Below are 18,431 nucleotides of genomic sequence, written 5' to 3' on the forward strand. Positions count from 1 at the left end.
GTACCTCCTTGGGAGGACGGACGGATTCCGTTGCCTCAGTCGCCGCCGTGCGCACGGAAGTTGCCGTATCTCCCGGCCAGTTCGGCCACCGTCCGGGCGATCCGCTCGCGCAGTTCGGGCGGTTGGAGCACCTCGATGCCGGTGCCGAGGCGCAGGAACTCGGCGTGGGCGTGGTCGACGGACTCGATGGGGACGGTGGCCGTAGTCCAACCGTCCTTTTCGGTACGGCAGTTGGTCGCGCGGTCGAGTGTCACGCCGGGGGCGAGTCGCACCACCGCCTCGTGGCGGTACAGACGGGCGTGGAAGTCGCGCTGGTACGCGCTCCAATAGGCGGCGAGATCGAAGTCGCCGGGGTAGGTGAACTCCTCGTCGGCGGGGGCGAGTCGCAGGATCTGGTCGACGCGGTAGGTGCGCGGCCCCGGGCCCGCGACGACGTACCAGCGGCCCGCCTTGAGGACGAGGCCGTACGGCTCCAGGCGGCGCTCCACGTCGGTTGGTTCACGCCAGCGGCGGTACCGGACGTGCAGGACGCGGCTGTTCCAGACCGCGTCGGCGACCGCCGGGAGGTACGGCGTCTCGTCGCCGTCGGCGTACCAGCCGGGCGCGTCGAGGTGGAAGCGGCCGCTGATCCGGTCGGCGTGGCCGCGCAGTTCCGGTGGCAGGGCGGCGCGGACCTTGAGCTGGGCGGCGGCCAGGACGGAGCCGAGGCCGAGCTGGGCGGCGGGGCCGGGGGCGCCGGCGAGGAAGAGGGCCTCGGCCTCGTCGGCGTTGAGTCCGGTGAGGCGAGTGCGGTAGCCGTCGAGCAGGCGGTAGCCACCGGCGTGGCCCGCGTCGCCGTAGAGCGGGACGCCGGCCGCGCCCAGCGCCTCCACATCCCGGTACACCGTGCGCACCGACACCTCCAGCTCCTCGGCCAGTTGGGCGGCGGTCATCCGGCCGCGGGTCTGGAGCAGCAGGAGGATGGAGACGAGTCGGCTGGACTTCACTGCCACAGGATGTCAGTGAAGCGGCCGTAGCGTCGCGTCATGGCCCTCACCGAGACACCGGCGTTCGCCGAGAAACTGCTGACCGTACCGCCGCCGATCGAGGTGGCCGGACGGTGGATCAAGCGCTACCACGTCACCGCCGACCCCGCGGGCATCGCGCCCGAGGTGGCGAAGGCGGCGTACGAGATCCTGCCGGAACTGCTGCCGGAGCCGGACGGCACACCACCGGCGACGTTCGTCGTGCTGCACCGGGGCGGCGACGACGGCGCCTATCTGAACGCCTACAGCTGGGTGTGGGACAACGTCCTGCACTTCAAGGGCGCCTCGGCGGGCCAGCCGGTACTCGGCTGCCCGGACCGCGACCCGACGAACTTCATCACCCCCGACCTGCCGTGGATCGGCTGCGTTTGGGAACTCCCGCCGATCCTGCACGAACGGGACGCCTGGGTACGGCACATTCTCGCGCCCCAAGTCCCCGATCTGACCGCCTACTTGGCCGATTCACTGCCCGAAGGAACCACTGGAGACCGCGCATGAGCAGCCCACACGACTTCGACTTCTTCCACGGCGACTGGCAGGTCCTCAACCGCCGCCGCACCGACTTCCTCGACCCGGACAGCGACTGGGAGGAGTTCCCGGCCACCAACCGCTGCTGGCCGCTGTTCGACGGAGCCGCGAACGTCGACGAGATCGACATGCCCCGGCTCTCAGCGAAGGGCGCGACCCTGCGGCTCTTCGACCGGGAGACGAAGCGGTGGTCGCTGAACTGGGCCTCCAGTATCAGCGGGACGCTGTTCCCGCCGGTCATCGGCCGGTTCGAGGACGGACGCGGGGAGTTCTACGGCGACGACACGTACGACGGGAAGGACGTACGGGTGCGGTTCGTCTGGTCGGGCGTCTCCACGGCGTCGGCCCGGTGGGAGCAGGCGTTCTCCGTCGACGACGGGCAGAGCTGGCTGACGAACTGGACCATGGAGTTCACTCGGGCTTGAGGAACGCGCGGAGGCTGAACACCGGGTCCGGGCGGGGGCGGTCCTGGTCCGGGAGTTCCGCGAGGCGGGCGGCGAAGGCGTCGGCGAGGGCGCCTCCCGGGGGCAGGGTGACGAACCAGCCGCGGTGCAGGTCGGCGACGGTGCGCCGGGGGCTGCGGCCCTGCCCGCGGCCCGTGAAACGGGCCTGCCCGGCCGGGACCAGGCCGTGGGCGAGGGCGTACGACTCCACCAGCGCCGCCTCGTCGCGGGCCGGGCGGGGCGGACGGGAGGCCAGGACGGCGTCGATGTCGCTGCCCACGTTGTGGGCGGCGGCCTTGTCGACCGTGGTGACGTACACCCCGCCGGGCCGCAGGACCCGGGCACATTCCCCGACGATGGTCCGCACGTCGTCGTCCGTCCGGGCCAGGTGCAACAGCCACACGCTGCTGACGGCGTCGAACCGGCCGGCCCCGAACGGCAGCCGCCGGCTGTCGGCGAGTACGACCGAGCCGGGGAGGCGGGCCGCGGCCTGCCGGGCCATGGCGGGCGCGAGATCGACGCCGGTCACGCTCAGGCCGTCGCGCGCGGCCAGGCGTCGGGTGACGATGCCGGTGCCGCAGGCCACGTCGAGCAGGCGCCGCGTCCCGGCCGGCAGGAGCCCCAGCACGGCCTCCGCGGCGGCCGCCGCCCTGGGCTCGCCGCCGCGCGAGTTGTCATACCGCTCCGCTTCCTTGTCGTAGTCCAGCACACCCTTCAGTCTGCCCCGTGACCTGGGGCGAGATCCTCGATCCTGCGGGCGAGTGCGAAGTCCCGCTCGGTCACGGCGCTCACGGTGTGGGTGTTCACGGTGAGGGAGATCGTGTTGTAGCCCAGGGTGAGGTCGGAGTGGTGGTCGAGCTCCTCCTGGACCTGGGCGATGTGCACGACCATCGCCGTGGCCGCGAAGTGCGAGGGGAGGCGGTAGGAGCGGGCGAGTCGGTCGCCGTCCAGCGACCAGCCGGGCAGTTCCGCGAGCCGGTCCTCGATCTCCTTCTGCGACAGCGGTTCGAGGGGCATGGCCTCGCTCCTTCCTGGACGGGAGGGCTGTGGGAGGTTTGTCTTCAGACTGCCACAGCCGGGGTGCGGCGGCCCTGGTCAGCCGGGGCCCGAGGTCAGCGGCGGACGCTTTCGGCCGCGAGGTCGTCGGCGAGCGCGGCGATCTGCGCCCGGCCCTCCACCCGCTCCACCCACTCGTGCGGCAGGGCGAGGTCGCCGTACCGGGCGCCGAGGAGGTTTCCGCAGATGGAGCCGGTGGAGTCGCTGTCGCCGGAGTGGTTGACGGACAGCAGCAGGGCGTCCGGCACGGAGGGTGCGACGAGCGCGCAGTAGACGCCGATGGCGAGGGCCTGCTCGGCGACCCAGCCCTCTCCCAGCCTCTCGACCTTCTCCGCGCTCGGCGAGCCCTCCCCGGCCAGGTCGAGGGCCTCGGTGAGCGCGGCGGAGGTCTCCTCGTGGCCGGAGTGGCGCTTGAGCAGGCGCAGGGTGCGCAGGACGGCGCCCTCCAGGGACTCGCCGGCGACGAGGTGGGCCACAATCGCGGCCAGCGCGCCGGCGGAGTAGTAGCCGGTGGGGTGACCGTGGGTGATCTGGGCGGCGCGGGCGGCCATGGCGAAGGCGCCTTCGGCGGAGTTCAGCAGGCCGAAGGGCGCCGAGCGCATGACCGCGCCGCAGCCCTTGGAGTCGGGGTTGACCTCGCCGGGCTTGCCGTCGAGCGCCAGCCCGGGGTCGGGTGCATACATCTGTGCCACCCCGGACACGCACGCGTTGCCGGGAGCCCGGCGGGCGTACAGCCAGGCCTGGGTGATGAGCCCGCCCTCGGGGGCGCCGCTCTGCGGCGGTGCCGCATGCTCGGGGCCGGAGTGGCGCTGGGTCTCCAGCCAGCGTTCGTACGCCCAGCGCACCAGCAGGGCCCATCCGCCGCCGATGCCCTTCAGCCGCTCGCGCCGGTGCGCCTGGATGAGCGCCTCGGCGGTGAAGAGGGTCATCTGCGTGTCGTCACTGATCCGGGCCACGTCGCTGTCCCCGGCGAACACCGGCCCGGTCACCCCGCGCTCCCCGTGCGCCGCGCGGATCCGCTCCAGCGAGCTGAACTCGACGGGGTAGCCGAGGGCGTCCCCGAGGGCCCCGCCGAGCAGACAGCCACGCACCCGGGCGCGGTACACGGCCTCTCCCGCAAGGGACGACGTCCAGGGCTCGGTCATCGCACGCACTCCTCGACTACGGTCGTACACATGACCATTGTCCCGCCCGAAGACACCGCGCCCGCCGCCGCCCCCACCGACCGGGGCGTGGGTCCGCTGTTGCGTGCCTGGCGGGAGCAACGGCGGGTCAGTCAGCTGGAGTTGGCGCTGCGGGCCGACTCCTCTGCGCGGCACATCAGCTTCATCGAGACGGGCCGTTCCCGGCCGAGCGAGGAGATGGTGCTGCGGCTGGCCGAGCACCTGGACGTGCCGGTGCGGGAGCGCAACGCGCTGCTTATGGCCGCCGGCCACGCCCCGCACTATCCGGAGACCCCGCTGGACGACCCGGCGCTGGACGCGCTCCGCACGGGCATGGAGCAGCTGATCCAGGGCTACGAGCCCTACCCGGCTCTCGTGGTCGACGCGATGTACGACGTCCACGCGGCCAACCGGGGCATCCTGATGCTGCTCGACGGCATCCCCGAGCACCTCCTGACGCCCCCGCTGAACGCGATGCGCCTGACCCTGCACCCGCAGGGCCTCGCCCCGCGCATCCGCAACCTGCGCGAATGGCGCGGCCATCTGCTGGCCCAGATGGACCGGCAGATCGCACTGCGCCGCTCCGACCGGCTGCGCCGGCTGTACGAGGAGGTGGCGGCGTACCCGGTGGTGGAGGAGGGACCGCAGCCCGGGACCGCCGAACCGGCCGCATCCGTCCCGTACTTCGCGCTGCCGCTGCAGGTCGAGCACGAGGGCCGCGTCCTGTCCTTCGTCTCCTCCATCTCCACCTTCAACACACCCATGGACGTCACCGTCTCCGAGCTGGCCATCGAGACCTTCCTCCCGGCCGACCCGGCGACGGTCAAGTACCTGCGGTCGCTGCTGCCCTGACGGACTCTTCAGCGCCGAGGCGACCATCCCCATGGAACCCCGGAACATGGCACACTGCACGACGTACTTTCGGCGCGTGGGGAGGGCGTGGCGTGAGTGAGCGGCGGCCCGCGCCCACCGTGGGGCAGGTAGTACTCGGCAAACGCCTCCAGGAGCTGCGCGAGGCGGCGAACCTGGGACGCGACGAAGCCGCCCGCGCACTGCGCGTGGCCCCGGCGACGATACGCCGGATGGAGACGGCCGAGGTCGCCCTGAAGATCCCGTACGTACAGGTGCTGCTGGAGACGTACGGCGTCCCGGAGGACGAGGCGAACGCCTTCGTCACGCTGGCCGAGGAGGCCAACCAGCCCGGTTGGTGGCAGCGCTTCCACGACGTGCTGCCGGACTGGTTCAGCCTGTACGTCAGCCTGGAGGGCGCCGCCCGCATCGTCCGCTCCTACGAGCCGCACTTCGTGCCGGGCCTGCTCCAGACCGAGGACTACGCCCGGGCCGTGCTGGAGGCCGGGACGATAGGGCAGACCGGGCCGGAGACGATAGAGCGGCATGTGTCGTTGCGCATGGAACGGCAGCGGCTGCTGGAGCGCCCGGACCCGCCGCACCTGTGGGTGATCATGGACGAGACGGTGCTGCGGCGTCCCGTGAGCGTCCGTGGCGAGGTGATGCGCGCCCAGGTGGACAAGCTCCTGGAGTTCGCCGAGCGCGACCGTGTCACGTTGCAGATCGCCGAGTTCGCCGCAGGACCGCACCCGGGGACGTACGCGCCGTTCAGCCTGTTCCGGTTCGCCGAGCCCGAGCTGCCCGACATGGTCTACACGGAGTATCTGACCGGCGCCCTGTATCTGGACTCCCGCACGGAGGTCGCCACGCATCTGGAGGTCCTCGACCACATGTCGACGGCCGCCGCGTCGGCCGAGCACACGAAGAAGATCCTGCGGGAGTTCCGCGAGAACCACTGAGCCGTCAAGCCCTGTCACACCCGACCCGAGGAGAGCACACGGCATGACCGGATCCGAGTCCGCGCCCGCCCGCATCGACACCAGCCGGCCGCATCCGGCCCGTGTGTACGACTGGTGGCTGGGCGGCAAGGACAACTACCCGGTGGACGAGGAGCTCGCCCGCAGGATCCTCGCCGTGGACAGCAGCGCGGTGCGCGGGGCCCGTGCCAACCGCCGGTTCATGCACCGGGCCGTCGCCACGGTCGCCGAGGCCGGTGTCCGCCAGTTCCTGGACATCGGCACCGGTATCCCCACCGAACCCAATCTGCACCAGGTGGCGCAGGGCGTCGCGCCGGAGGCGAAGGTGGTGTACGCCGACAACGACCCGATCGTCCTGCGCCACGCCCAGGCCCTGCTGCACGGAACCGCCGAGGGCAAACCGCCTATGTGCACGCGGACGTCCGTGACGTGGACGCGTTGCTGGCCCGGGCCGCCGAGTCGCTGGACTTCACCGCGCCCGTCGCGTTGTCCCTGGTCGCGCTGACCCACTATCTGGGTGCCGAGCCGGACGGCGACGACGTGTACGGCCTGGTGGCGAAGTACGTGGCCGCGCTTGCCCCCGGCAGCCATCTGATCCTCTCGCAGGTCACGCCCGATCTGAATCCCGCCGCGATCGACAGGGCCGCCGAGCACTTCCGGCGCGGCGGCACCCCCTTCCATCCCCGCTCGCTCCCGGAGTTCTCCCGCTTCTTCGACGGTCTGGAGCTGCTCGGCCCCGGTGTGATCCCGGTGTCCGGCTGGCGTCCGGGCCCCGAGGACGTGGCGGCCCAGGCGGAGGGCATCGTGCCGGTGTACGCGGGGGTCGCCCGCAAGGTGTGACAGCGGCGTCCGGCCGCGAGGTCTGACCCGTACGGGTGCGGTGAAGGGGTGCGCTCCCGCGTGCCGCCCTAGGTTCGTGAACAGGGACCAGGGCAACCAAGGGAGCGCCTGTGACCGACACGGAGATACCGGCCACCCCGCCCGCCGAGCCACCCCCGGAGCCCGGCGCGGCGCTGCTCAGGGCGGGCAGGTTCTTCCGGCCGGGCACGCCCGCGCCCGATCTGCACAGTGTCGCGCTGACCGGCGGGCGTGAGGCGGACGCCTTCTACCGGGACCGCTGGAGCCACGACAAGGTCGTGAACTCCACGCACGGCGTGAACTGCACCGGCTCCTGCCGTTGGAAGGTGTACGTCAAGGACGGCATCATCACCTGGGAGACCCAGCAGACCGACTACCCGAGCGTCGGCCCCGACCGCCCCGAGTACGAACCCCGCGGCTGCCCGCGCGGCGCCGCCTTCTCCTGGTACACCTACTCCCCCACCCGGGTCCGCTACCCCTACGTCCGCGGGGTCCTGCTGGAGATGTACCGGGAAGCGAAGGAGCGGCTCCGCGACCCGGTCCTGGCCTGGGCCGACGTCCAGGGCGACCCCGAGCGCCGCCGCCGCTACCAGCAGGCACGCGGCAAGGGCGGTCTGGTGCGGGCGAGTTGGGACGAGGCGGTCGAGATCGTCGCCGCCGCCCACGTCCACACCATCAAGGCGTACGGCCCCGACCGCATCGCCGGTTTCTCCCCCATCCCCGCGATGTCGATGGTCTCGCACGCGGCGGGCGCCCGCTTCCACTCCCTCATCGGCGCCCCGATGCTGTCCTTCTACGACTGGTACGCCGACCTGCCCGTCGCCTCCCCGCAGGTCTTCGGCGACCAGACCGACGTACCGGAGTCGGGCGACTGGTGGGACGCGGCGTATCTGATGATGTGGGGCTCGAACGTCCCGGTGACCCGCACGCCGGACGCGCACTGGATGGCGGAGGCCCGCTACCGGGGCCAGAAGGTCGTGGTGGTCGCGCCGGACTACGCCGACAACGCCAAGTTCGCCGACGAGTGGCTGCACCCGCACCCCGGCACGGACGGCGCGCTGGCCCTGGCGATGGGCCACGTGATCCTCAAGGAGTTCTTCGTCGACCGTGAGACACCGTTCTTCGCGGACTACGTACGGCGGTTCACCGACCTGCCCTTCCTGGTCACCCTGGAGGAGCGGGACGGCGCCTACGTGCCCGCGAAGTTCCTGCGCGCCTCGGACCTGGGTCAGGAGGGTGGGAGCGCCGAGTGGAAGACGGTCGTGCTGGACACCGTGACGGGCCGCGCGGTCGCCCCGAACGGCTCGCTGGGCTTTCGCTGGTCCGAGTCGGGCCAGGGCAGGTGGAACCTCGAACTCGGTGAGGTACGCCCGCAGTTGAGCCTTCACGGCAGCCAGGTCGCCGTGGGCGTCGAGGTGCTGCTGCCGCGCTTCGACACCGAGGGCGGACCGCACGGGCAGGGGCGCGGTGACGTCGTACGGCGCGGTGTCCCGGCGACGAAACTCGGCGGCGCGCACGGCCCGCTGGTGACGACGGTCTTCGATCTGCTGCTCGCCCAGTACGGGGTGGGGCGGCAGGGCCTGCCGGGCCGCTGGCCGACGTCGTACGACGATGCCGAGGCGCCCGGCACACCCGCCTGGCAGCAGGCCCACACCTCCGTCCCGGCGGCCAAGTGCATACGGATCGCACGGGAGTTCGCGCGGACGGCCGAGCGGTCGAAGGGCCGCTGCATGATCCTGATGGGGGCGGGCACCAACCACTGGTTCCACTCCGAGACGATCTACCGCGCCTTCCTCGCCCTGCTCCAGCTCACCGGCTGCCAGGGCCGCAACGGCGGCGGCTGGGCGCACTACGTCGGTCAGGAGAAGTGCCGTCCCGTGACCGGCTGGGCGACGCTCGCGGCGGCGTCGGACTGGTCGCGGCCGCCCCGGCAGATGATCGGCACCGCGTACTGGTTCCTCAACACCGACCAGTGGCGCTACGACCGGTTCACGGCCGACGTGCTGGCCTCGCCGCTCGGCACGGGCCGGTTCCGGGGGATGACGGGCGCGGACTGCCTGGCGCTGTCGGCGCGCACGGGGTGGATGCCGTCGTATCCGACCTTCGACCGCAATCCGCTGGAGCTGGGCGAGGTGTTCGGCGACCCGGTGTCGAGGGTGGTGGCCGAACTGCGCGCGGGCACCCTGAAGTTCGCCTGCGAGGACCCGGACGCGCCGGAGAACTGGCCGCGCGTGCTGACGCTGTGGCGGGCCAACCTGCTGGGCTCGTCGGCGAAGGGCGCCGAGTACTTCACCCGGCATCTGCTGGGCACGCACTCGTCCCTCCAGGCCGAGGAGGCGCCCGAGGACGTACGGCCGAAGGAGGTGACCTGGCGCGAGGAGGCGCCCGAGGGCAAGCTCGACCTGCTGCTGTCGCTGGACTTCCGGCAGACGTCGTCCACGCTGCTGTCGGACGTCGTGCTGCCCGCCGCGACCTGGTACGAGAAGCACGATCTGTCCAGCACGGACATGCATCCCTACGTGCACTCCTTCACCCCGGCCGTGGATCCGCCGTGGCAGGCGCGCACGGACTTCGACACGTTCAAGGCGCTGGCCGAGCGGCTGAGCGAGCTGGCCGTCGGCCATCTGGGCGTGCGCAAGGACCTGGTGGCGACGCCGCTCCAGCACGACACGCCGGGCGAGATCGCCCAGCCGGGCGGGGTCGTCCTGGACTGGCGGCGCGGGGAGTGCGACCCGGTCCCCGGGAGGACGATGCCCCAACTGACCGTCGTGGAGCGGGACTACACGGCGATCGGCGCCAAGTTCGCCGCGCTCGGGCCGCTGGTCGAGCAGCTCGGTCTGCCCGCCAAGGGGATCACGCTCAAGCCGGACGAGGAGGTCGAGGACCTCCGGCACCTGAACGGCGTCACCGCCGACGGCCGGCCCTTGCTCGACACGGCCGTGAAGGCCGCGAACACCATCCTCGCCCTGTCCGGCACCACCAACGGCCGCCTCGCCACCCAGGGCTTCCGCACCCTCCAGGCCCGTACCGGGCAGGAGATGGCGCATCTCGCGGCCGAGCACGAGGGCAAGCGGGTCACGTACGCGGACACCCAGGCGGCGCCCGTGCCGGTGATCACGTCGCCGGAGTGGTCGGGCAGCGAGTCGGGCGGGCGCCGCTACACCGCGTTCACCCTCAACACCGAGCACCTCAAGCCGTGGCACACCCTCACCGGCCGCCAGCACTTCTTCCTCGACCACGACTGGATCCACGAGCTCGGCGAGGCACTTCCCGTCTACCGGCCGCCGCTGGACATGAACAAGCTGTTCGGCGAGCCCCGGCTCGGCCCGGACGGGCAGCGGGAGGTGACGGTCCGCTATCTCACCCCGCACAACAAGTGGTCCATCCACTCCGAGTACCAGGACAACCTCTTCATGCTGGCCCTCTCCCGCGGCGGCCAGAACATCTGGATGTCCCCGCAGGACGCCGACGCGATCGGCGTCGTCGACAACGACTGGGTGGAGGCCGTCAACCGCAACGGCGTGGTCGCCGCCCGGGCCGTCGTCTCGCACCGGATGCCGGCCGGCACCGTCTACATGCACCACGCCCAGGAACGCACGGTCGCCGTCCCGAAGACCGAGACCACCGGCCGGCGCGGCGGCATCCACAACTCACTCACCCGGCTGATCCTCAAACCGTCCCATCTCGTCGGCGGCTACGCCCAGCTGTCCTGGGCGTTCAACTACCTGGGCCCGACGGGCAACCAGCGCGACGAGGTGACGGTGATCCGCCGCCGCAGCCAGGAGGTCGAGTACTGATGCGCCCGATGGCCCAGATCGCGATGGTCATGAACCTCGACAAGTGCATCGGCTGCCACACCTGCTCGGTCACCTGCAAACAGGCGTGGACCAACCGGCGGGGCATGGAGTACGTCTGGTTCAACAACGTCGAGACCCGCCCCGGCCAGGGCTATCCGCGTCGCTACGAGGACCAGGAGCGCTGGCGCGGCGGCTGGGAGCTGAACCGGCGCGGCGCGCTGAAGCTGAAGGCGGGCGGCCGGATCCGCAAGCTCGCCGGGATCTTCTCCAACCCCGAACTCCCGGAGATCAAGGACTACTACGAGCCCTGGACGTACGACTACAAGAACCTCACCGACGCCCCGCTCGGCGACGACTTCCCGGTGGCTCAGCCTGTCTCGCAGCTCGACGGCAAGCCGATGAAGATCGAGTGGTCGTCGAACTGGGACGACAACCTGGCGGGCGCCCCGGCCTACGGCGACTTCGACCCGATGGTGGAGCAGGCGCGCAGACAGGCCTCCGACAAGGTGCGGTTCGAGTTCGAGCAGACCTTCATGTTCTATCTGCCGCGTATCTGCGAGCACTGCCTCAACCCGTCGTGCGTCGCCTCCTGTCCGTCGGGCGCGATGTACAAGCGGGCGGAGGACGGCATCGTCCTCGTCGACCAGGACCGGTGCCGGGGCTGGCGGATGTGCGTGACGGGATGCCCGTACAAGAAGGTGTACTTCAACCACCGCACCGGCAAGGCGGAGAAGTGCACGCTGTGCTATCCGCGGGTCGAGGTCGGTCTGCCGACGGTCTGCTCGGAGACGTGCGTGGGCCGGCTGCGCTATCTCGGGGTCGTGCTCTACGACGCCGACAAGGTGACCGCCGCCGCGTCCGTGCGCAGCGAACGCGACCTGTACGAGGCCCAGTTGGGTGTCTTCCTCGACCCCGAGGACCGTGCCGTGCAGCGGGCCGCCGACGCGGCGGGGATCCCGTACGACTGGGTGGAGGCGGCGCGCCGCTCGCCGGTGCACGCGCTGATCAGCAGGTACCGGGTGGCTCTCCCGCTGCACCCGGAGTACCGGACGATGCCGATGGTCTGGTACATCCCGCCGCTCTCCCCGGTGGTGGACGCGCTCAGCGAGACCGGGCACGACGGCGAGGACGCCGGGAACCTGTTCGGGGCGATCGACAGCCTGCGCATTCCGCTGGAGTACCTGGCGGAGATGTTCACGGCCGGTGACATCGGCCCGGTCCGGGCCTCGTTGGAGAAGCTCGCCGCGATGCGCTCCCACATGCGGTCGATCAACCTCGGTGAGGAACCGGATCCCTCGGTGCCGGAGGCCGTGGGCATGGGGGCGCGGGAGATCGAGGAGATGTACCGGCTGCTGGCCATCGCCAAGTACGAGGACCGGTACGTGATTCCGACGGCGGCCGTCGCGGACGCCCGGCGCCTGGAGGAGTCGGCGCTCCCCGAGGGGTGCAGCCTCGACTACGACGGCGGGCCCGGGATGGGCGGGGACGGACCCTTCGGCCAGGACTCGGGCCGCAAGCTGCTGCCGCTGGTCCCGGTGGAGAACTTCCACCTTCTGCGCCGCCGCCAGACCGCCGACGACGCGGCCGACACCACCCCCACAGCCGATCCCACAGCCGACCGCGAGGAGGCCTGATGCCGTCCTTCGAGGTGTTCTACCAGGCGGCCGCGCTCTGCCTGACCTACCCCGACGACGCCTTCCGCGCCCGCCTGCCGCTGCTGCGCGAGGCGGCCCCGCAGCTGCGGGAGTTCACCGACCACGCGGCCGTGACACCGCCGGGCGAGCTGGCCGCGCACTACGTCCAGGTCTTCGACCTCAAGAACCGCCACAGCCTGTACCTGAGCTGGTGGCGCGACGGGGACACCCGGCGGCGCGGCATGTCGCTGGTCCGCTTCAAGGACCTCTACCGCGCCCACGGCCTGGAGTTCACCGGCGAGGAGCTGCCCGACTTCCTGCCCGCGGTACTGGAGTTCGCGGCCCGCACCGGCAACACCGAACTGCTGCTGGAGCACCGGGACTGCCTGGACCAGCTCCGCGCCCGCCTCACCGACTTCGGCACACCGTACGCGTCCGTCCTGGACGCCGTGTGCGCCACCCTGCCGACCGCACAGACGGGGACGCGCCCATGACCACACTGCTCTGGGGCGTCCTGCCCTACGTCACCCTCGTCCTGCTGGTCGCCGGTCTGTTCTGGCGGCACCGCTACGACCGCTTCGGCTGGACCACCCGCTCGTCCCAGGTGTACGAGTCGAGGCTCCTGAACATCGCCTCGCCCGCCTTCCACTACGGCATCCTCTTCGTGCTGGTCGGCCATGTCATCGGGCTGTTCATTCCCGAGTCCTGGACGGACGCCGCCGGCGTGAGCGAGCACACCTACCACCTGTTCTCCCTCTACGGCGGTACGGCGGCCGGCCTCGTCACGGTCGGCGGGATCGCGCTGCTGGTCTACCGCCGTCGCACCCGGGCACCGGTGTTCCGCGCGACGACCGCCAACGACAAGGTGATGTACCTCGTGCTGGTCGCGGCGATCGTGATGGGCATGGTCGCCAAGCTGGCCCACTCCTCCGGCGACGGCTACGACTACCGCCGGTCCATCGCCCCTTGGGCCCGCAGCCTGTTCACCCTCACCCCGGACACCGACCTGATGGCGGGCGTGCCCGTCCTGTACCAGGTCCACGCGCTGATCGGCATGGCACTGATCGCGCTGGTGCCGTACACCCGGCTGGTGCACATGTTCAGCGCGCCGGTGCAGTACCTGTTCCGGCCGTACGTGGTGTACCGCAGCCGGGACGTCGGGCAGCTGGGGGTGCGGCCGGAGCGGCGGGGCTGGGAGAAGACGGATGTCTGACGACTAGGCGGCACCGCCCTTGGCGTCCCGGTCGTCGTCGACGATCTCGGCGTCGACCACGTCGTCGTCCTGCGGTGCGGTCTGTTCCGTGCCGGTGCCCGAAGCGGCGCCCGCTGCGGCGTCGGCGTCGGTCGGTGACTGCTGGGTCTGGGCGTACATCGCCTGGCCCATCTTCTGGCTCACCGTGGCGAGTTTCTCGATGCCGGTGCGCAGGGCGTTCGTCTCGGCGTTGTCGGCCAGGAGCTGCTTCAGCTCGGCGGCCGCCGACTCGACCTCCGACCGGGTGTCCGCGGGGACCTTGTCCTCGTTGTCGCGGACGAACTTCTCGGTCTGGTAGACGAGTTGCTCGGCCTGGTTCCGCGTCTCGGCCGCCTCGCGGCGCCTGCGGTCCTCGTCGGCGTACTCCTCGGCCTCCCGCATCATGCGGTCGATGTCGTCCTTCGGCAGGGCCGAGCCACCGGTCACCGTCATCTTCTGCTCGCGGCCGGTCGCCATGTCCTTCGCGGAGACGTGCATGATCCCGTTGGCGTCGATGTCGAAGGCGACCTCGATCTGCGGGACACCGCGCGGGGCGGGCGGCAGACCGGTGAGGTCGAAGACGCCGAGCTTCTTGTTGTACGCCGCGATCTCGCGTTCGCCCTGGTAGACCTGGATGCCGACCGAGGGCTGGTTGTCGGTGGCGGTGGTGAAGATCTCCGAACGCCGGGTGGGAATGGTCGTGTTGCGTTCGATGAGCTTGGTCATGATGCCGCCCTTGGTCTCGATACCGAGGGACAGCGGGGTGACGTCGAGCAGCAGGACGTCCTTGACGTCGCCGCGGATGACACCCGCCTGGAGAGCGGCGCCGACGGCCACGACCTCGTCGGGGTTGACGCCCTTGTGCGGGTCCTTGCCGGTGAGTTCCTTCACCAGGTCGGTGACGGCGGGCATCCGGGTGGAGCCGCCGACGAGGATGACGTGGTCGACGGCGGAGAGCTTGATGCCGGCGTCCTTGACCGCCTGGTGGAAGGGGGTCTTGCAGCGGTCGAGGAGATCGGCGGTGAGCTCCTGGAACTGGGCGCGGGTCAGCTTCTCGTCGAGGTGGAGGGGGCCCTCGGCGGAGGCGGTGATGTACGGCAGGTTGATGGTCGTCTCGGACGAGGAGGACAGCTCGATCTTGGCCTTCTCGGCGCCCTCGCGCAGCCGTTGCAGCGCCATCTTGTCGGTGCCGAGATCGATGCCGTACTGCCCCTTGAACTTCTTCACCAGATACTCGACGACCCGCTGATCCCAGTCGTCACCACCGAGATGCGTGTCCCCGTTGGTCGCCTTGACCTCGATGACGCCGTCGCCGATCTCCAGCAGCGAGACGTCGAAGGTGCCGCCGCCGAGGTCGAAGACCAGCACCGTCTGCTCCTCGCCCCGGTCGAGGCCGTAGGCGAGGGCGGCCGCGGTGGGCTCGTTGATGATCCGCAGCACCTTCAGGCCCGCGATCTCCCCGGCCTCCTTGGTGGCCTGCCGCTGGGAGTCGTCGAAGTACGCCGGGACGGTGATCACCGCGTCGGTGACGTCCTCACCGAGATACGACTCGGCGTCCCGCTTCAGCTTCTGGAGCACCCGGGCGGACAGCTCCTGCGCCCGGTACCGGGTGCCGTCGATGTCACCCTGGTCCGGGAAGCGCCAGCTGCCGTCGCCCATGTGCCGCTTCACGGAACGGGCGGTGCGCTCGATGTTGGTCACGGCCTGCCGTTTGGCGACCTCTCCGACCAGCACTTCCCCGTTCTTGGCGAAGGCCACGACCGACGGTGTGGTCCTGGCCCCCTCCGCGTTCGCGACGACGGTGGGTTCGCCGCCCTCCAGAACGGCGACCACCGAGTTCGTGGTCCCGAGATCGATCCCGACCGCGCGTGCCATCGCTGTCCCCTTCCGCCCGGGCACCCCTTGAACTCCAGCACAAAACTTGAGTGGGTTCTTGTCAATGGGACGGGTGTCCGCGGGGACGGGTACCAAACGGAGGCTGAGCGCCCGCTCAGCCTCGGGCGGGGTGCCTCTCTGCAGCGTGGGGAAGCTGCGTGGGGAGATCTGGGTGTGTGGGGGGCAGGCCAGCAGGGCCGCCCCCAGGGGCGCGGGGAACTGCGCGACAAGCCCCCACGGCGCCGCAGACGCCACACAGCCCCCGCGGCACCCCATTGGGCGACCCGTTACGACAACTTCGCCGACAACGTGATCGTCGTCCCCGTCAGCGCCTGACTCACCGGGCAGTTCTTCTTGGCGTCCTCCGCAGCCGCGGCGAACCCCTCCTCATCGAGCCCCGGCACCGTCCCCTCCACCGTGAGGTGGATCCCCGTGATCCCCTCCCCCGGCTGGAAGCTCACGTCGGCCGAGGTGACGAGCTTGGTGGGCGGCGTCCCGGCCCCCGCAAGGGCATGCGACAGCGCCATGGAGAAGCAGCTGGAGTGCGCGGCGGCGATCAACTCCTCGGGGCTGGTCTTGCCGTTCGCGTCCTGGGACCGCGAGGCCCACGTGACCGGCTGGGCGGCGATGGCACCGGAGGAGTCGAAGTTGACGACACCGTTGCCCTCGAGCAGGTTGCCTTCCCAGACGGTGTGTGCGGAGCGCGTGGTAGCCACGGTTCTTCCTTTCGCGTGGGGGCCCGTTTCCTGGGTCCGGGTCCGTGCCCCCATCCGATCACACTCCGGCGCACCGCACCCGGAAGACCGTGAGCCGAATGTCAGGCGGCCCGCTCCTCCGACCCCGGCCCCGGCCCCGCCTCGGGCTCCGGCTCCGGCTCGGGCTCGGGCTCGGGCTCGGGCCCCAACGGGACCTGGGGTCCGTTCGATTCACGCAGCCAGCGACGCAGCACACGGTGCACCTGCTCGGCCCCCACGAGGTCCTCGCCGTCGCCCACCGGCACGGAGAAGGCGAGCGGCGACAGCAGGAACGGCTTGCCCTGCGCCCCGCCGAGGCCGCCGTGCGAACCGATCTGCTCCTCGAAGGCGAGCACCTCCCCGCCCTCGGCCGGGTCGTACGCGGAGTTGACCATGATGTCGGCGGCGTTCGGGAAGGAGTGCGTACGGCGCACCGCGTCGGCGGCGCCCGGCCCGAAGACCTTCAACGGCCCCGGATCCTCGTCCAGTCGCTCCAACGGGATCTCGGCGCCGTACGCGCCGAGCACCAGTCCGCCGTGCTGTTCGCTGCGCACGAGCAGGAAGCCGACGCCGGGGTGGTTGGCGAGGGTGGCGAGCAGGGCCGGGTGGCGGGCGTCGATCTCCTCCTTGGTCATCCGGTGCGGCACGTCCGGGAAGGAGACCAGGCCGAGGTTGCCGGACGCGAGCACGATCGGCTCCGAGCGACGGGACGGACGACGCTGTTCACCGCCCTCCTCGACGGGCCGGCGCAGCGCCGCGCGCACGGCCGCGCGGGCCTCGGCGCCGCTGTGGGTGCGCCGCGCCTTGCGGGACACGGGCAGCCCGCAGCCGGCCCGCACCAGGTCGCCGAGGCCGAGGCCGTACCGGGAGCGGAAGGTCTCGCCGGGGCTCTGGCCGTGGTCTGACAGGACGACGATCCGGTACGGCCGCGGCGCGTGCTCGGCGACCTTCTCGATCAACGCCAGGGCCCGGTCGAGGCGGGCGAGGACCTTCTCGGCGTCGCGGCTGCCCGGCCCGGAGTGGTGCGCGACCTCGTCGTACGCCACCAGGTCCGCGTAGACGGCGGCGCGGCCGGCGAGCATGTCGCCCATCACCGCGGCGACGACGACGTCCCGTTCGACGACGGTCGCGAAGGCCCGGACCAGCGGGTAGAGGCCGCCGCGGGAGACGCGGGGCCGGACCTTGCGGGCGCGGGCCCGGGTGGACTGGCCGATCTCGCGGCCGACCTCGGCGACGAAGGACAGGGCGGTGCGTACGGCGTTGGCCGGGTCGGAGAAGTAGGCGAAGTAGCCCGCGCGGGAGCGGTTCTCGCGGCCGCGCCGCTTGGTCGCGATGGACAGCACGAGGGCCTGCTCGCCGGCGCCGCCGCTGAACAGGTTGCCGCGGCTGGCGCCGTCGGCGGCCAGGAGTCCGCCGTCGCCGGTGCGGTCGATGGCGCGGCGCTGGAGTTCGGCGGCGTTGGCGGGGCGGTTGCAGACCATCACCTCGCGGCCGGCCTTCTCGTACCAGCGGAACGCGGGGACGTCGTGGTTGCTGCCGTGCAGGATGCCGAGTTGGCTGGCGCCGGTCTGGCTGGACCAGTCGGTGCGCCAGGGGGTGAGACGGTGGGTGGGGCGCGTCGGACGGTCGGGGCGGTCGGGGTCCTGGGTGCTCCCGCCCAGCCAGCGGGCGACGGTGGGCATCAGGTCCTTGCCGACGGCGGCGAGGAGGACGTCGTGGCCGACGCCGTCGAGTTGGACGAAGACGGTGCCGGGGCTGGAGGGGCCGGGTGGCAGGGCTCTGCGGCGGCGGTCGGCGAGGCGGTAGAGCCGGCGGCGGTAGGCGTCGTCGTCCCGTACGGCTAGGGCGGCGCCGGTGGCCGAGGCGACGGCGGACATCACGGCGGCGACGATGACGGCGGTCTCCGGGGCGGCCTCGCTGTCGCCGGAGGGTACGAGGCGCAGGGCGACGATGAGCAGGGAGCCGTTGAGGAAGAAGACCAGCAGGCCGAGGACGAGGGCGGGTACGAGGAGCAGGAGCCGTACGAGGAGGGGCCAGGCGAGGGCGGAGAGCAGGCCGAAGGCGCCGGCGCCGAGGGCGGCGGTGATGGCGATGCTGGTGGCGCTGTCGCCGTCGGCCGACTGGAGCTGGAAGTCGGGGAGGATGCCGGCGAGGACGAGCATGGTGACGGTGGAGACCGCCCACACGGTGACGCTCCGCCCTACCTGACTCGCGATCCGTCGCCAACGCACGGCCCACCTCCCGGCCCCATTGTCCCGCCC

General features: G+C 71.4%; 15 protein-coding genes and 1 pseudogene. 9 read left to right on the plus strand and 7 right to left on the minus strand.

From position 1 onward, the window contains the following. Positions 1-35 precede the first annotated feature (35 nt). Positions 36-986 (minus strand): helix-turn-helix transcriptional regulator, encoded by a 951-nt coding sequence (locus L0P92_RS16515; protein WP_234763470.1) that lies wholly within the window; start codon positions 984-986, stop codon positions 36-38. Positions 987-1,025: 39 nt separating this feature from the next. Here L0P92_RS16515 and L0P92_RS16520 point away from each other — a divergent pair, with 39 nt between their 5' ends. Both L0P92_RS16520 and L0P92_RS16525 read left to right on the plus strand, forming a co-directional pair. Next, positions 1,026-1,523, plus strand: coding sequence for a hypothetical protein (locus L0P92_RS16520; protein WP_234763471.1), 498 nt, complete (start codon positions 1,026-1,028; stop codon positions 1,521-1,523). Then, entirely contained in the window at positions 1,520-1,978 is a 459-nt protein-coding gene (locus L0P92_RS16525; protein WP_234763472.1) for a hypothetical protein, read from the plus strand. The genes L0P92_RS16520 and L0P92_RS16525 overlap by 4 nt, the downstream gene beginning before the upstream one ends. Here L0P92_RS16525 and L0P92_RS16530 read toward each other — a convergent pair. The 3 genes from L0P92_RS16530 to L0P92_RS16540 form a co-directional block, all read right to left on the minus strand. Next, on the minus strand, positions 1,965-2,705 hold the full coding sequence (locus tag L0P92_RS16530; protein ID WP_234763473.1) for a class I SAM-dependent methyltransferase: 741 nt from the start codon (positions 2,703-2,705) through the stop codon (positions 1,965-1,967). The genes L0P92_RS16525 and L0P92_RS16530 overlap by 14 nt on opposite strands. Before the next feature lie 5 nt (positions 2,706-2,710). Next, positions 2,711-3,013 carry a 4a-hydroxytetrahydrobiopterin dehydratase gene (locus L0P92_RS16535; protein ID WP_234763474.1) on the minus strand — a complete coding sequence of 101 codons (303 nt, stop codon included), beginning with the start codon at positions 3,011-3,013 and terminating at the stop codon, positions 2,711-2,713. 95 nt (positions 3,014-3,108) lie between these two features. After that, positions 3,109-4,197, minus strand: coding sequence for an ADP-ribosylglycohydrolase family protein (locus L0P92_RS16540; RefSeq protein WP_234763475.1), 1,089 nt, complete (start codon positions 4,195-4,197; stop codon positions 3,109-3,111). 30 nt (positions 4,198-4,227) lie between these two features. Here L0P92_RS16540 and L0P92_RS16545 point away from each other — a divergent pair, with 30 nt between their 5' ends. The 7 genes and pseudogenes from L0P92_RS16545 (at position 4,228) to narI (ending at position 13,543) form a co-directional block, all read left to right on the plus strand. Next, positions 4,228-5,067 carry a helix-turn-helix domain-containing protein gene (locus L0P92_RS16545; protein WP_234763476.1) on the plus strand — a complete coding sequence of 280 codons (840 nt, stop codon included), beginning with the start codon at positions 4,228-4,230 and terminating at the stop codon, positions 5,065-5,067. Between the two features lie 92 nt (positions 5,068-5,159). Then, positions 5,160-6,023 carry a Sco1979 family transcriptional regulator gene (locus tag L0P92_RS16550; RefSeq protein WP_234763477.1) on the plus strand — a complete coding sequence of 288 codons (864 nt, stop codon included), beginning with the start codon at positions 5,160-5,162 and terminating at the stop codon, positions 6,021-6,023. A gap of 43 nt (positions 6,024-6,066) precedes the next feature. Beyond that, positions 6,067-6,881, plus strand: a pseudogene (locus L0P92_RS16555) (SAM-dependent methyltransferase). A gap of 125 nt (positions 6,882-7,006) precedes the next feature. Beyond that, positions 7,007-10,696: a nitrate reductase subunit alpha gene (locus L0P92_RS16560; RefSeq protein WP_372497273.1), complete on the plus strand. Its 3,690-nt coding sequence runs from the start codon at positions 7,007-7,009 to the stop codon at positions 10,694-10,696. Continuing rightward, positions 10,696-12,330 carry a nitrate reductase subunit beta gene (narH, locus tag L0P92_RS16565; RefSeq protein WP_234763479.1) on the plus strand — a complete coding sequence of 545 codons (1,635 nt, stop codon included), beginning with the start codon at positions 10,696-10,698 and terminating at the stop codon, positions 12,328-12,330. Before L0P92_RS16560 ends, narH begins: the two co-directional genes overlap by 1 nt. After that, entirely contained in the window at positions 12,330-12,824 is a 495-nt protein-coding gene (gene narJ / locus L0P92_RS16570) for a nitrate reductase molybdenum cofactor assembly chaperone (protein ID WP_234763480.1), read from the plus strand. The genes narH and narJ overlap by 1 nt, the downstream gene beginning before the upstream one ends. After that, entirely contained in the window at positions 12,821-13,543 is a 723-nt protein-coding gene (narI, locus tag L0P92_RS16575; protein WP_234763481.1) for a respiratory nitrate reductase subunit gamma, read from the plus strand. Before narJ ends, narI begins: the two co-directional genes overlap by 4 nt. Before the next feature lie 3 nt (positions 13,544-13,546). Here the strand turns inward: narI and dnaK are convergent, their stop codons facing one another. The 3 genes from dnaK to L0P92_RS16590 form a co-directional block, all read right to left on the minus strand. Beyond that, on the minus strand, positions 13,547-15,436 hold the full coding sequence (gene dnaK, locus L0P92_RS16580) for a molecular chaperone DnaK (protein WP_234763482.1): 1,890 nt from the start codon (positions 15,434-15,436) through the stop codon (positions 13,547-13,549). Positions 15,437-15,723: 287 nt separating this feature from the next. Next, a complete protein-coding gene (locus tag L0P92_RS16585) occupies positions 15,724-16,152 on the minus strand; it encodes an OsmC family protein (protein ID WP_234763483.1) in 429 nt (142 codons plus the stop codon). 101 nt (positions 16,153-16,253) lie between these two features. After that, positions 16,254-18,401 carry a phage holin family protein gene (locus L0P92_RS16590; RefSeq protein ID WP_372497274.1) on the minus strand — a complete coding sequence of 716 codons (2,148 nt, stop codon included), beginning with the start codon at positions 18,399-18,401 and terminating at the stop codon, positions 16,254-16,256. Positions 18,402-18,431: the final 30 nt, after the last annotated feature.

The sequence above is a fragment of the Streptomyces muensis genome (assembly GCF_021474425.1).
GTDB lineage: Bacteria > Actinomycetota > Actinomycetes > Streptomycetales > Streptomycetaceae > Streptomyces > Streptomyces muensis.

Coding starts and splice junctions, on each gene's coding strand:
- L0P92_RS16520 (WP_234763471.1), top strand. CDS start 1,026: ATGGCCCTCACCGAGACACCGGCGTTCGCCGAGAAACTGCTGACCGTA.
- L0P92_RS16525 (WP_234763472.1), top strand. CDS start 1,520: ATGAGCAGCCCACACGACTTCGACTTCTTCCACGGCGACTGGCAGGTC.
- L0P92_RS16535 (WP_234763474.1), bottom strand. CDS start 3,013: ATGCCCCTCGAACCGCTGTCGCAGAAGGAGATCGAGGACCGGCTCGCG.
- L0P92_RS16540 (WP_234763475.1), bottom strand. CDS start 4,197: ATGACCGAGCCCTGGACGTCGTCCCTTGCGGGAGAGGCCGTGTACCGC.
- L0P92_RS16545 (WP_234763476.1), top strand. CDS start 4,228: ATGACCATTGTCCCGCCCGAAGACACCGCGCCCGCCGCCGCCCCCACC.
- narH (WP_234763479.1), top strand. CDS start 10,696: ATGCGCCCGATGGCCCAGATCGCGATGGTCATGAACCTCGACAAGTGC.
- narJ (WP_234763480.1), top strand. CDS start 12,330: ATGCCGTCCTTCGAGGTGTTCTACCAGGCGGCCGCGCTCTGCCTGACC.
- narI (WP_234763481.1), top strand. CDS start 12,821: ATGACCACACTGCTCTGGGGCGTCCTGCCCTACGTCACCCTCGTCCTG.
- dnaK (WP_234763482.1), bottom strand. CDS start 15,436: ATGGCACGCGCGGTCGGGATCGATCTCGGGACCACGAACTCGGTGGTC.